The following is a 12348-nucleotide window of genomic DNA, read 5'->3' as shown; positions in this document are numbered from 1 at the left end:
TCACCGGGGCCGCCGGACTCCCGGCGGCGGGTGGGCCGCTGACCACGGCCACGGCCCGCGCCGCGCGGGGTCGACGGACGACCGCCCGGCTGCACGGTGTCGGGCACCGCCGCCAGTTCCACGATGTGGCGCACACCGTCACCGTCGACGGCGACGACCAGGTCCGAGCCCGGTGTCCAGAGCCGGTCGGCGACACCGTCGAGCGCCCCGGCCACCGGCTGCGGGCAGCGCAGATCCGGGATCACCGCGGTGCTGCGGAAACGGTGGACCCCGGCCCGGCCCGCGTCGTCGACGACCAGCCGCACGCGGGTGCGCCAGCCGCCGGTGGCCTCGCCGGAGTCACCGGCGATCGGCTCGACGGTCACCTCCCGGTCCACCCCGGCCAGCCTGCGCAGCTGCTCGGCCACCACCGTGGCCTTGAGCGCGCGCTGCGCGGCGGGAGTGGCGAAGGAGAAATCACAGCAGCCCGCGCCACCCGGCCCGGACACCGGGCAGGTGGCCGGCACCCGATCGGGCGACGCCTCGACGATCTCGACGGCATCGGCCCGGCAGAACGACCCGCCCCGGTCCTCGGTGACCCGCGCCCGCACCAGTTCGCCCGGCAGTCCGTGGCGCACGAACACCACGCGCCCCTCGTGCCTGCCGACGCAGAATCCGCCGTGTCCGGGCGGCCCGAGCCGGATCTGGAATTCCTGTCCGCGCCAATCGCTCATCGACGACGGCCCGGCTCTTCGAAACCACGGCGCACCGATCCCGGCGCGTTCCCCTCGGCGGCCTGCTTGGCCCGCGTGGAGGAACTGAGCTGCCACGGCACGCTGGTGACCATCACGCCCGGCTCGAACAGCAGCCTGCCCTTGAGCCGCAACGCGGACTGGTTGTGCAGCACCTGCTCCCACCAGTGACCGACGACGTACTCGGGGATGAACACGGTGACGACATCGCGCGGCGCGTCCTTGCGGACCCGCTTGACGTAGTCCAGCACCGGCTTGGTGATCTCGCGATAAGGCGATTCGATCACCTTCAGCGGCACGTTGATCTCGCTGTTCTCCCACTCGCGCACGAGCCTGCGGGTGTCGGCGTCGTCGACGTTGACGGTGATCGCCTCGAGCGTGTCCGGGCGGGTCGCGCGGGCGTAGGCCAGCGCGCGCCGGGTCGGCAGGTGCAGTTTGGAGACCAGCACGATGGAGTGGGTGCGGCTGGGCAGCACCCCGTCCCAATCGGATTCGTCGAGTTCGCGCGAGACCGAGTCGTAGTGGCGGTGGATGAGCTTCATCACGACGAAGATCGCCACCATGGTGATGATCGCGATGTAGGCGCCGGCGAAGAACTTGGTGATCAGCACGATCACCAGCACGGTGCCGGTCGCGGTGAGGCCGATGGCGTTGATCACCCTGGACCGCTTCATCTTCGACCGCTGCGCCGGATCGGTCTCGGTGCGCAGCAGGCGCGTCCAGTGCCGCAGCATGCCGGTCTGGCTCAGCACGAACGAGACGAACACCCCGACGATGTAGAGCTGGATGAGCTTGGTCACCTCGGCGCCGAACAGCACGACGAACGCGATCGCGGCGCCGGACAGGAACAGGATGCCGTTGGAGAAGGCCAGCCGGTCGCCACGGGTGTGCAGCTGACGCGGCAGGTAGCGGTCCTGGGCGAGGATCGAGCCCAGCACCGGGAAACCGTTGAACGCGGTGTTGGCGGCCAGCACCAGGATCAGCGCGGTGACGATGGTGATGAAGAAGAAGCCGATCGGGAAGCCGTGGAAGACGGTCTCGGCGATCTGGGCGATCAGCGTCTTCTGCTGGTAGTCGGCGGGTGCGCCGACCAGGTTCGTGGTGTCGTGGGCGTAGACGACGCCGATCTTCTGCGCCAGGATGATGATCCCCATCAGCAGCACGATCGCGATGGTGCCCAGCATGAGCAGCGTGGTCGCGGCATTGCGCGACTTGGGCTTGCGGAACGCGGGCACGCCGTTGCTGATCGCCTCGACACCGGTCAGCGCCGCGCAGCCGGAGGAGAAGGCACGGGCGATGAGGAAGGCGAAGGCCAGACCGTAGAGATGCTCGTCCTCGGCATTGAGCCCGAAACCGGCCGATTCGGCTTCGAGGTCGTCACCGAGCACGAAGATCTGGAACAGCCCCCAGCCCAGCATGACGAACATGCCGACGATGAAGGCATAGGTCGGGATCGCGAACGCCGTACCGGATTCGCGGATGCCACGCAGGTTGATCGCGGTGAGGATCGCGATCGCCACCACGGCGAACAGCACCTTGTGGGTCGCGACGAACGGGATGGCCGAGCCGATGTTGGAGGCCGCCGAGGAGATCGACACGGCCACCGTGAGCACGTAGTCGACCAGCAGCGCGCTGCCGACGGTCAAACCGGCGTTGGGGCCCAGGTTCTTCGTCGCGACCTCGTAGTCACCGCCGCCGGAGGGATAGGCGTGCACGTTCTGCCGGTAACTGGCGACCACCACGGCCATCACGAACGCGACGGCCAGACCGACCCAGGGCGCGTACAGATAGGCCGAGATCCCCGCGGCCGACAGCACCAGGAAGATCTCCTCCGGCGCGTAGGCCACCGACGACATCGCGTCGGAGGCGAACACCGGCAGCGCGATACGTTTGGGCAACAGCGTGTGGCCGAGCGAATCGCTGCGGAACGGCCTGCCGAGCAGCAATCGCTTGGCTGCCGTCGTCAACTTGGACACCGGGCTGAGCATAGAGGAGAACACCCGCGGCTTCGCGCGCACGTCGGCGCCACACCGGCCCGGTGTCGTGATTGTTTGTGCCGCGTCGCCCGGGGGAAAATGGGCGATGGGAGCATTCGGCGGGTACGGTCCAAGCCGGATGCCACGGGGTTGGCCAGGAACGAGGGTGCGCGGTGTACGTAGTGATCATGGGGTGCGGACGGGTCGGCTCGTCGCTGGCGCGCGCTCTGGTCCGGGTGGGACACGAGGTCACGGTGATCGACCGCGATCCCAGCGCGTTCCGCCGGCTGGGTGAGGGGTTCACCGGGCAGGAAGTAGTCGGCGTCGGCTTCGACCGGGATGTGCTGACCCGCGCGGGAATCGAACGCGCCGACGCCTTCGCCGCCGTGTCCTCGGGTGACAATTCCAACATCATCTCGGCCCGGGTGGCCAGAGAGATGTTCGGCGTGGAGCGGGTCGTCGCCCGGATCTACGACGCCAAGCGCGCCGAGGTCTACGAGCGGCTCGGCATTCCGACCATCGCGACCGTCCCGTGGACCACCGACCGTTTCCTGCGCACGCTCATCGGCGACAACTCGACCACCACCTGGCGCGACCCCACGGGCGCGGTGGCTGTCACGCAACTCACCCTGCACGAGGACTGGTCCGGCCGTACGGTGCGCGATCTGGAACGCGAGCTCGGAGTGCGCGTGGCGTTCATCCTGCGTTTCGGCCAGGGCCTGCTGCCCGAGTCCAAGACCATCGTCCAGGCCGACGATGTGGTCTACGTCGCGGCGACCTCCGGCAGTGTCGGTGAGGCGGTCGCCCTGGCCGCCAAGGCTCCCACAAGCGAGGACTGAACAACATGAAGGTGGCCATCGCCGGAGCGGGCGCCGTCGGGCGCTCGATCGCCAGGGAACTGCTACGCGGCGGGCATCGGGTGATGCTGCTGGAACGTCAGCTCGACCACATCGATCCGCCCGCCATCCCGGATGCCGTCTGGGTGCACGCCGACGCCTGCGAGCTGTCGCTGCTGGAGAACGCGGGACTCGAGACCTACGAGGTCGTCATCGCCGCCACCGGCGACGACAAGGCGAATCTGGTGCACAGCCTGCTGGCCAAGACCGAGTTCGGCGTGCGCCGGGTGGTGGCGCGGGTCAACGATCCGCGCAACGAATGGCTGTTCAACGAGTCGTGGGGCGTCGACGTGGCGGTCTCGACGCCGCGGCTGCTCGCCTCGCTCGTCGAGGAAGCGGTGTCGGTGGGTGATCTGGTGCGGCTGATGACGCTGCGGCAGGGTCAGGCCAATCTGGTCGAGATCACCCTGCCCGCCGACACCCAGCTCGCGGGCAAACCGGTCCGCAGCCTGGTCATGCCGCGCGACACCGCGCTGGTGACCATCCTGCGCGGCGGCCGGGTGATCGTGCCCCAGCCCGACGACCCGTTCGAAGGCGACGACGAACTGCTGTTCGTCACCTCGGTGGAAGCCGAAGAGGACCTGCGTCTCACCCTGGCCACCCACGGCATCAAACCGTAACCCTCCGATACGGTTTTCGGCGCGCGGGTGGCGCCGGATCAGGCGACCTTCAGCTCCGCGCGCAGCTTGTTGAGCGCGCGGTGCTGCATCACCCGCACGACGCCGGGGCTGGTGCCGATGGCCTCGGCGGTCTGGGCCGCGCTCCAGCCGAGCACGATCCGCATCACCAGCACCTCGCGGTGGTTCGGCGCCAGCACCTGCATGAGATCCCGGGTGGCCGCGCGCCGCTCCAGCGCCAGCGCCCACTCCTCCGGGCCCGCCGCGCCGCACGCCGCGTCGGGCAGCTCGGCCATCGGGTACGCGGTGTGCTTGGCCCGGCGGAAGGCGTCGGAGACCTTGTTGGCGGCGATCCCGTAGACGAAGGCCAGGAACGATTTGCCCTGGTCGCGGTAGCGCGGGATGGCGGTGACGGTGGCCATCAGCACTTCCTGGGTGACATCGTCGGCGGTGACGGTCAGATGCCCGGTGGCACCCATCCGGGCCGAGCAGTACCGGCGGACCAGCGGGTGCACCAAGCGCACGATCTCGGCGACGGCGTCGCGGTCACCGGCCGCGGCGGGCCCGATCAGCGCGTCCAGCTCGGCTCCGATGCGCTTGCTCTCCGACAGCACGGAGGCGTTCGACTTCTTCGATGCGCCGGGGCGGTGCTCGGTAGCCATCATGGTCGCCGGTCCTTTCACGATCACTGCGTTTTTCGGTACGCATTGATCGTGCGACGAACTCGACGGTGCTACCAGGCACCCCAGGGTGGGTACTTCCCCACCTCCGGCGGCGGTCCGGCCACCCTCAGGCGTGAGTGGAATCCGTTCCGGCGCCGGATTTCTCGACCGGCAGGTGGCCGGCCCGGCGCACCGCCCACACGGTGACCACCAGCGCCACCGCCGTCAGCGGCCAGCCCATGCCGATCCTGGCCACGGCCAGCCAGGTGGTGTGATCGGTGTCGTAGAGCTGGGACTGGACCAGATAGCGGGCGCCGAAGACGACCACCCACACGACGGTGGCCAGGTCGTAGAGCCTGCGGATGCGCCGGTCCGCGCGCCAGCCGGTGCCGTGCCCGTTCAGAGCGCCCCAGATCACGCCGACCAGCGGCCAGCGGAACAGGATCGACAGTGCGAACACGCCGCCGTAGACCAGGCTGGTGTAGATGCCGAACAGGAAGAAGCCCTTGGCCTCGCCCATCCGGTAGGCGATGAACGCGCACACACCGACACCGAGGAACCCGGAGATCGCGGGCTGCACGGGGCTGCGCTTGTACAACCGCCACCCCAGGACTCCCGCGGCGACGCCGAGAGCGGCCCAGATGGCCGCGGTGAGGCCGGCGAAGGTGTTCACCGGGACGAACACCAGCACGGGCAGGGTGGAGTAGATCAGGCCGCTGATGCCACCGAGCTGCTCGAGCAGCGTCTGCTCGGCCTGCTCGACCTCGGCGTCCACCGCGGGGTCGACCGGCTCATCGGTCGCCACGGGCAGTGCCACGGTGGGCTCGGGGTCCGCCTCGATGCGGTACTCGTCGCTGGAGGGCATACGTCAGCTGTTCCCGCGCAATTCGTAGTAGGGGTTGAAGATCACCTTGCGGCCGTCGCGGTCGCCCACGCGGCCACGGACCAGGATCCGCCTGCCCGGTTCGATGCCCGGAATGCGCCTGCGGCCGATCCAGACCAGGGTGATCGCGTCGGTGCCGTCGAAGAACTCGGCCTGTACGGTCGCGCCCGCGGCTTTGGGACACGCCTCGACGCTGCGGAGCCTGCCCAGGATGGTGGCTTCCTCACCGCGACAACAGTCCACCGCGCGCCGGGCACCGGAGGCGTCGGCCGTCTCCGCCAGTTCCTCGGCGTCGAGCTGGTCGATATCGGCGGTCAAGCGGCGCCCGAGTCGACGAAAGTATCCCGAGTCCGGACCCGATCCCGACTTGTGTCCGCCCGTGGATGACGACATGGCACGCTTCTCCCGCTAGTTGGCCGTACACCGCCACTGTAGATGGGCAAACGATCGGCCGCTACGCTCGGTCCGTGTTGCGCATCCCATCCCAGGTCACCGTGGTCGCCCTGCCCGGAACCGGTTCCGACGCCGATTTCGCCGCCCGCGCGTTCGGGCCGGCCGCAGCCGCGCACGGACTGCCATTCCTCGCCGTCGAACCGGACCCCCAGGCCGTGATCGCGAGCTGTACCGCGGCTTTGGCGGCCGCCGCAGCGCGCGGCCCCGTCCTGGCCGCGGGGATCTCCCTCGGCGCCGCGATCGCGCTCGACTGGGCAGCCGGGCACTCGACCGCGGTGGTCGGTGTCATTACGGCATTACCCGCCTGGACGGGTCCCGAAACCGCTGCCTGCCCGGCCGCGCTGAGCGCCTCGGTTACCGCCGAGCAACTCCGCGCCGACGGCCTGGACGCGGTGATCGAGCGGATGCGCGCCTCCAGTCCGGCCTGGCTGGCCGACGCGCTCACCCAATCCTGGCGCGGTCAGTGGCCGCACCTGCCGCAGGCGCTCGACGAGGCGGCGGCCTACGCCTGGCCGACAGTCGAGCGGCTGGCGGGCACCACCGTGCCGGTGGCCGTGGTCGGCGCGAGCGACGACCCAGTGCATCCGATCGCCGTCGCCGAGCAGTGGGCCGCGACACTGCCGCAGGCGCGGCTGCGTCGGGTGACCCTCGCCGAGCTGGGCGCCGATCCGGCGGTGCTGGGTTCGGCGGGATTCGCCGAACTGGCAGCGCTGCACGCCGATTCGACCCCCGCCCGCGCCTAGACCGAGACCACGCCGAGCGAGTCCGGCGACCGCCCAGACCTCCCGCGACACCGCCGGTTCGCCCGCGCAGCCACGGACACCGGCTGTGCGCGTTCGGTTCTCAGTTCAGGCCGAGCTGCTGCATGGCCGATCCGTCGGCGCCGCGACGCGGCTCGTCGGGCATCTTCGGCGGCAGCGCCGACGTCGGCGCCGCCTGCGCCGCGGCGGCCTGCGCCGCCAGCGCCTGCTGCTGGGCGAGCACCTGCTGCTGATGGGCGGCGGCCAGCTGTTCGGCCAGCTCCTGCGGCAGCACCACCGGGAGCGGATCACGCACCGGCAGCGGCTCGTCACCGCGCCGCACCACGGCGTCGGCCAGGACGGCACGGGCCGCGGTGATCAGCGGACTGCGCTCGTCGACCGCGCCGGACGGGCCCGCGGCGACCAGACGGATCATCCAGCGCGGACCGTCGACGCCGATGAAGCGCAGGTCGGCGCCCTCGGTGATGGCCTTGACCTCGCGGCCCCACGGCCCCTTCTCCACGGCGACGCTCGCGCCGTCGCCGCGCAGCGATTCGGCCAGATCGGCGGCGACCGTACGCCACTGGCCCGCCGACTTGGGCGCCGCGTAGGCGGCGACGGTGAGCCTGCCGTGCTCGGTGGCCAGGTGCACCGCCTGCGGGGTGCCGTCGGGGCTCATCTCGACCTGGAGCTGCCCGCCGTCGGGCACGGGGATGACCACCGACCCCAGATCGAGACGGCGCGCGACCATCTCGTCGGTGACCTCGCTGATGTCGTACGGACCGGCCGCGGCGTCCGGCTCGTGGTCGAAGTTGCCGTAGATGCGCTCGTCGGTCGGGGCGTCGACGAAGTCCAGGTGCGCGAAATCGGGGCGCTGGAATTCGTCGGTGTCGTACTCGTCCTCGAACTCGTCGAAGCCGTCGGCATCGGTGTAGTCGTCGGCCTCGGCGTACTCCGCCTCGTCGTAGGCCGCGTCCGCCCGCGGTGCGCGCTTCTTCTTCCCGAACAGACCCATTACGCCTCCTCGCCGGCCAGGCTGGCATGCCCGCCGCTCGACCCGTATCCGCCGGTACCGCGGGCGGTCTCGTCGAGATCGTCGACCTCGGCGAAATCGACCAGCTCGACCCGCTGCACCAGCAATTGCGCGATGCGATCGCCGCGCCGCAGCTCGATGGCCGTGCGCGGATCGTGGTTGATCAGGCACACCTTGATCTCACCGCGATAGCCCGCGTCGACCGTGCCGGGGGTGTTGACCACCGACAAGCCGGCCTTGGCGGCCAGGCCGGACCGGGGATGGATCAACCCGACCGTGCCGACGGGCAGCGCGATCGCGATCCCGGTGCCGACCAGCACCCGCTCGCCCGGTTCGATGATCACGTCCTCGGTGGTACACAGATCGACGCCCGCGTCACCCGGATGGGCACGCGTCGGCACAGGGATGCCGGGATCGAGCCGCCGCAGCGGAATCGGTGCAAGTGCGTTCACATCGGTCGAGCCTACGCGGTCGGCGCCGGACCTTCTCGTCGCCGCCCTGGTGCGGTGACCTAGTGTTGAGGGGTGCCCGACCAGCCCCATTCGCCGACCACCGACCCCGCCGCCACCGAGCGCTCAGCGTCCTCGGGACACGGTGTCTCGCCCTACCGCGAACGCCTGTGGGTGCCGCTGTGGTGGTGGCCGATCGGATTCGCCATCGCGGGCCTGCTGGCCGCCGAGATCCACATGGGCGCGCCCGGCGTGCGGGCGTGGTTGCCCTACGTGCTGCTGGCGCCGATCCCGGTCTGGATCCTGCTGTGGATGTCGCGGCACCGCCTGGAGGTCACCGTCGCGCCCGACGGTACGGCGGAACTGCGCGTCGACCGCGCCCACCTGCCGGTGAGCTTCGTCGCGCGCGCCGCGGCCGTCGCACCGACGGCCAAGAGTGCGGCGCTGGGCCGACAGCTCGACCCCGCCGCGTATGTACAGCACCGGGCGTGGATCGGCCCGATGGCGCTGCTCGTACTCGACGACCCGGACGACCCGACGCCGTACTGGTTGGTCAGTACGCGCAGGCCGGACCGGGTCTTGGCCGCGCTCGGACTCCCGAGCGCGGGCTGACCCGTCGCGTCGCGCTAGGCGGCGCAGTCCATGCAGATCAGCTGGCCGCCCTTCTCGCTGGCCAGTCGGCTGCGGTGGTGCACGAGGAAGCAGCTCGAACAGGTGAACTCGTCGGCCTGCTTCGGGACCACCCGAACGCTGAGTACCTCATCGGACAGGTCCGCGCCGGGAAGCTCGAACGATTCCGCCGTATCGGACTCGTCGATGTCCACGACGGCGGACTGCGCCTCGTTGCGGCGGGCCTTCAGCTCCTCGAGCGAATCCTCCGACACTTCGTCGGATTCGGTGCGCCGCGGTGCGTCATAGTCGGTTGCCATGTCGTCTTCCCCTCAGTCCTTACTCCGTATATCCCGGATCAGTTCGATGGCCGTACCCCACTGGGGTCCGGCGTTCGTACCGCCCCGCCGGTGGTGCACCTCACACGTACACCGGCCGCCTATCAGGGTCGATCGAGGATCGATGACTCCGACAGCGTTCGGTTAACGCAGGACATGCCCTTGTTGTTCCCGCGACCGACCACCGTTTCACCGGTGATTATTCGATCTGGGCGGCCAGACAATAGCGGACCTACGGACAAATGTCGCAATCAAAACCCGGCCGAGTCGAAACCGACGACGAATCTTCACCTGGCGGGAAACTCGCCGAGACCTCCCGCACTCGCGCATCGCCGCCGGACTCGTAGAGTGAGCGCGTGGTTTCACTGATCACCGAAGGCAGCGCGACCGATCGCGACGGCAAACCCTTCCCGCGACGGCGGCCCGAGCTGTGGCTCGCGCTCGTCCTCGTGCTGGCTCTGGTGAGCCTGTTCGTCTGGATCACGGCGTTTCGGACCCATGACGACAGCAACGAGCCGATGGCGTGCAACGCACCGAGCACCCCGACGGCCACCAACGCGGCCCAGCCCGCGCCGCTGGGCACCCGGATGGGCCCCTCCCGGCTCGACGACGTCGATCCGGCGGCGCTGTCGGAGTCGAAGGTGCGTGTGTTCAACGCCAACGGCAAGAGCGGTCAGGCCGGTCACATCGCGGCCGCGCTGGGCGACCTCGGGTTCGCGGGCGCGCCGGGGACACAGGTCGGTAACGATCCGGTCTATGTCAACGGGGACCTCAACTGCACCGGCCAGATCCGCTACGGCGTCAACGGCAGGCCCGCGGCGGCCTCGGTGCAGCTGGTCGCGCCGTGCGCCGAGCTGATCGAGGATCCGCGCACCGACGACACCGTCGACCTGGTGCTCGGCCTGGCCTTCGGCGAATCGCTGCGTCCCGGCGCCGACGCCGAGGAGGTGCTGCGGTCGCTGAAGAACCTCGCCCCCGGTGCCAGCTCGTCCTCGATCGATCCCGCGCTGCTCGACGCCGCCCGCACCGTCAAGTGCTGAGCTGAGCCACGCGCCGCGGGTCTCTCGCCCGCGGCGCGTGCGCGTCAGTCGGGCAACGCGGTGGTCGCGCCGACGCGGGTGAGCAAGGCGGTCAGATCGGCCGCGACGCCCGGCGCGGCCACGATCGTCAGCTCCCCCGCCGCGCCATCCACGGTGATGTCGGGAACGCGCACGACCGCACCGGCCTCCGCCGCGATCAGCGCGCCCGCCGCCCAGTCCCACGCGTTGAGGCCGTGCTCGTAGTAGGCGTCGAGTTCGCCGGCCGCGACGTGGCACAGGTCCATGGCCGCCGCGCCGAGCCTGCGGATGTCGCGGATCTCCGGGAGCACCTCGGTCAGGAACTGCGCCTGGCGCGCGCGCCGCTGCCTGCCGTAGGCGAAGCCGGTGCCCACGAGCGCCACCGCCAGCGAATCCTCCTGCGCGCACTCCAGTTTCGTGCGGGTGCCGTCGGCGTGCACGGCGTAGGCGCCTGCCCCGCGCGCGGCGCTGTAGGTGGTTGCCGCGGCCACGTCGACGACCGCGCCGGCGACCGGCGCGCCGTCGCGCACGGCGGCCACCGAGACGGCGTAGCCGGGCAGGCCGTAGAGGAAGTTCACGGTGCCGTCGATCGGGTCGACGACCCAGGTGATCGCGCCCGCCGCGGTCGCGCCGACATCGCCGCCGCCCTCCTCGCCCAGGATCGCGTCGGCGGGCCTGCGCTCGGCCAGCAGCGCGCGGATCAGCTGTTCGGATTCGGTGTCGACGACGGTGACCGGATCGGTGACGTGCCCCTTCGTCGCCACCGCACCCGCGACCGGGCCACCGGCGGCGAATACCTCGGGTCGGCGGGCACGCACGTGCGCGGCCGCCGCCTCGGCGAGTTCGACGGCCAGCAGCCGCAACTCCTCGTGGTCGGCGGCGGTCGGGGCGAGGACGGTCTCGGACACGATGGGTTCGGGCACGACTCCATCGGATCACATGTGGCGGCGGCTCGCGCGCAGGGTGACTACCGCTACTCTTTGTCAGGCACATCGACCGCGTCAGCAAGGGGTTGAACCATGTCCGCTCGGGGGCACGCATTCGGCATCGATATCGGCGGTAGTGGGGTGAAGGGCGCCCTGGTCGACCTGGCCACCGGCACGCTGACCCACGAGCGCCTCAAGATCGCCACGCCACAGCCGTCCACGCCGGATGCCGTCGCCGGCGCGGTGGCCGAACTGGTGGCACTGGCGGACTGGGACGGCCCGGTCGGACTCACCCTGCCCTGCGTGGTGCTCGACGGCCACGCCAGGACCGCCGCCAACATCGACCACGCGTGGATCGGCACCGACGCCCGCGAGCTGTTCTCGAAGGCGCTGGGCGGGCGCGCGGTGACCGTGCTCAACGACGCCGACGCCGCCGGGCTGGCCGAGGACAGCTACGGCGCCGCCCGTGAGCTCGACGGGCTGACGCTGCTGCTGACCTTCGGCACCGGGATCGGCTCGGCGCTGATGTACAACGGCACCCTGGTGCCCAACTCCGAGCTCGGCCATCTGGTGGTCGGCGGTGACGAGGCCGAGCATCTGGCCGCGGCGTCGATCAAGGACCGCGAGGAGCTCACCTACCCGCAGTGGGCCGAGCGGGTGAGTACGGTGCTGCGGCACCTCGAGGACCTGTTCTGGCCGAAGGTCATCGTGGCGGGCGGCGGCATCAGCCGTGATCACGAACAGTGGATCCCGTTGCTCACCAACCGAACTCCGGTGATTCCGGCCGTGTTGAAGAACACGGCGGGTATCGTCGGCGCGGCCATGGCCATCGACAAGGGCATCGCGCCGTAGCCCGGCGCGGAGGTCGGCGCAACGCCTGGGTGGCATCGTGCCATGAGTACCCTGGTTGGATCGTTACAATGGAACACGTCCGGCGGTGAGCCGGTGAAACCTTCCGGCCGCGGCCGGTCGCGAGA

Annotated in this window: 15 protein-coding genes; 6 read left to right on the top strand and 9 right to left on the bottom strand. The window is 70.4% G+C overall.

The window, feature by feature from the left end; all coding sequences use genetic code 11:
• Both ATM97_RS06065 and ATM97_RS06060 read right to left on the bottom strand, forming a co-directional pair.
• Positions 1-713, bottom strand: a 713-nt coding sequence (locus ATM97_RS06065) for a TRAM domain-containing protein (RefSeq protein WP_255587220.1), incomplete at its 3' end; no start/stop codon positions are given.
• The gene (locus tag ATM97_RS06060; protein ID WP_218716951.1) at positions 710-2707 is read right to left on the bottom strand and encodes an APC family permease; all 1998 of its coding nucleotides are present in this window, start codon (positions 2705-2707) and stop codon (positions 710-712) included. The genes ATM97_RS06065 and ATM97_RS06060, both read right to left, overlap by 4 nt.
• 173 nt (positions 2708-2880) lie before the next feature.
• On the opposite strand from ATM97_RS06060, the gene ATM97_RS06055 reads away from it, so the two are divergent.
• Positions 2881-3546 (top strand): TrkA family potassium uptake protein, encoded by a 666-nt coding sequence (locus ATM97_RS06055; RefSeq protein WP_218716950.1) that lies wholly within the window; start codon positions 2881-2883, stop codon positions 3544-3546.
• A 5-nt stretch (positions 3547-3551) separates the two neighbouring features.
• Positions 3552-4223, top strand: coding sequence for a TrkA family potassium uptake protein (locus ATM97_RS06050; protein ID WP_218716949.1), 672 nt, complete (start codon positions 3552-3554; stop codon positions 4221-4223).
• Positions 4224-4261: 38 nt separating this feature from the next.
• Here ATM97_RS06050 and ATM97_RS06045 read toward each other — a convergent pair whose 3' ends face one another.
• From ATM97_RS06045 to ATM97_RS06035, 3 genes are all read right to left on the bottom strand, one after another.
• The gene (locus ATM97_RS06045; protein WP_218716948.1) at positions 4262-4882 is read right to left on the bottom strand and encodes a sigma-70 family RNA polymerase sigma factor; all 621 of its coding nucleotides are present in this window, start codon (positions 4880-4882) and stop codon (positions 4262-4264) included.
• 127 nt (positions 4883-5009) lie between these two features.
• The gene (locus tag ATM97_RS06040) at positions 5010-5747 is read right to left on the bottom strand and encodes a DUF3159 domain-containing protein (protein ID WP_218716947.1); all 738 of its coding nucleotides are present in this window, start codon (positions 5745-5747) and stop codon (positions 5010-5012) included.
• Between the two features lie 3 nt (positions 5748-5750).
• Positions 5751-6158, bottom strand: a complete 408-nt coding sequence (locus tag ATM97_RS06035) for an OB-fold nucleic acid binding domain-containing protein (protein WP_019047972.1) — start codon at positions 6156-6158, stop codon at positions 5751-5753.
• 74 nt (positions 6159-6232) lie between these two features.
• Here ATM97_RS06035 and ATM97_RS06030 point away from each other — a divergent pair, with 74 nt between their 5' ends.
• Positions 6233-6961 carry an alpha/beta fold hydrolase gene (locus ATM97_RS06030; RefSeq protein WP_218716946.1) on the top strand — a complete coding sequence of 243 codons (729 nt, stop codon included), beginning with the start codon at positions 6233-6235 and terminating at the stop codon, positions 6959-6961.
• A 100-nt stretch (positions 6962-7061) separates the two neighbouring features.
• Here ATM97_RS06030 and ATM97_RS06025 read toward each other — a convergent pair whose 3' ends face one another.
• Together ATM97_RS06025 and dut are read right to left on the bottom strand one after the other, a co-directional pair.
• Entirely contained in the window at positions 7062-7967 is a 906-nt protein-coding gene (locus tag ATM97_RS06025; RefSeq protein ID WP_374104833.1) for a DUF3710 domain-containing protein, read from the bottom strand.
• Between the two features lie 5 nt (positions 7968-7972).
• A complete protein-coding gene (gene dut, locus ATM97_RS06020) occupies positions 7973-8443 on the bottom strand; it encodes a dUTP diphosphatase (protein WP_218716944.1) in 471 nt (156 codons plus the stop codon).
• Positions 8444-8515: 72 nt separating this feature from the next.
• Between dut and ATM97_RS06015 the strand changes: the two genes are divergently transcribed.
• On the top strand, positions 8516-9052 hold the full coding sequence (locus ATM97_RS06015; RefSeq protein WP_218716943.1) for a DUF3093 domain-containing protein: 537 nt from the start codon (positions 8516-8518) through the stop codon (positions 9050-9052).
• 14 nt (positions 9053-9066) lie between these two features.
• Here ATM97_RS06015 and ATM97_RS06010 read toward each other — a convergent pair whose 3' ends face one another.
• Positions 9067-9369, bottom strand: coding sequence for a DUF4193 domain-containing protein (locus tag ATM97_RS06010; protein WP_218716942.1), 303 nt, complete (start codon positions 9367-9369; stop codon positions 9067-9069).
• A gap of 374 nt (positions 9370-9743) precedes the next feature.
• Here ATM97_RS06010 and cei point away from each other — a divergent pair, with 374 nt between their 5' ends.
• Positions 9744-10427, top strand: coding sequence for an envelope integrity protein Cei (gene cei, locus ATM97_RS06005; protein WP_218716941.1), 684 nt, complete (start codon positions 9744-9746; stop codon positions 10425-10427).
• Between the two features lie 44 nt (positions 10428-10471).
• On the opposite strand, the gene ATM97_RS06000 is transcribed toward cei, so the two are convergent.
• Positions 10472-11368, bottom strand: coding sequence for an inositol monophosphatase family protein (locus ATM97_RS06000; RefSeq protein WP_218716940.1), 897 nt, complete (start codon positions 11366-11368; stop codon positions 10472-10474).
• A gap of 96 nt (positions 11369-11464) precedes the next feature.
• On the opposite strand from ATM97_RS06000, the gene ppgK reads away from it, so the two are divergent.
• Positions 11465-12223, top strand: coding sequence for a polyphosphate--glucose phosphotransferase (gene ppgK / locus ATM97_RS05995; protein ID WP_218716939.1), 759 nt, complete (start codon positions 11465-11467; stop codon positions 12221-12223).
• Positions 12224-12348: the final 125 nt, after the last annotated feature.

The organism is Nocardia sp. MH4 (genome assembly GCF_019266065.1).
Taxonomy (GTDB): Bacteria; Actinomycetota; Actinomycetes; order Mycobacteriales; family Mycobacteriaceae; genus Nocardia; species Nocardia canadensis.
The sequence above is the reverse complement of the archived record's forward strand: the minus strand, read 5'-3'. Positions and strand labels throughout refer to the sequence as shown.

What these genes read in the sequence shown, in the direction of transcription:
- ATM97_RS06050 (WP_218716949.1), top strand. Translation starts at nt 3,552, where the DNA reads ATGAAGGTGGCCATCGCCGGAGCGGGCGCCGTCGGGCGCTCGATCGCC.
- ATM97_RS06045 (WP_218716948.1), bottom strand. Translation starts at nt 4,882, where the DNA reads ATGGCTACCGAGCACCGCCCCGGCGCATCGAAGAAGTCGAACGCCTCC.
- ATM97_RS06040 (WP_218716947.1), bottom strand. Translation starts at nt 5,747, where the DNA reads ATGCCCTCCAGCGACGAGTACCGCATCGAGGCGGACCCCGAGCCCACC.
- ATM97_RS06035 (WP_019047972.1), bottom strand. Translation starts at nt 6,158, where the DNA reads ATGTCGTCATCCACGGGCGGACACAAGTCGGGATCGGGTCCGGACTCG.
- ATM97_RS06010 (WP_218716942.1), bottom strand. Translation starts at nt 9,369, where the DNA reads ATGGCAACCGACTATGACGCACCGCGGCGCACCGAATCCGACGAAGTG.
- ppgK (WP_218716939.1), top strand. Translation starts at nt 11,465, where the DNA reads ATGTCCGCTCGGGGGCACGCATTCGGCATCGATATCGGCGGTAGTGGG.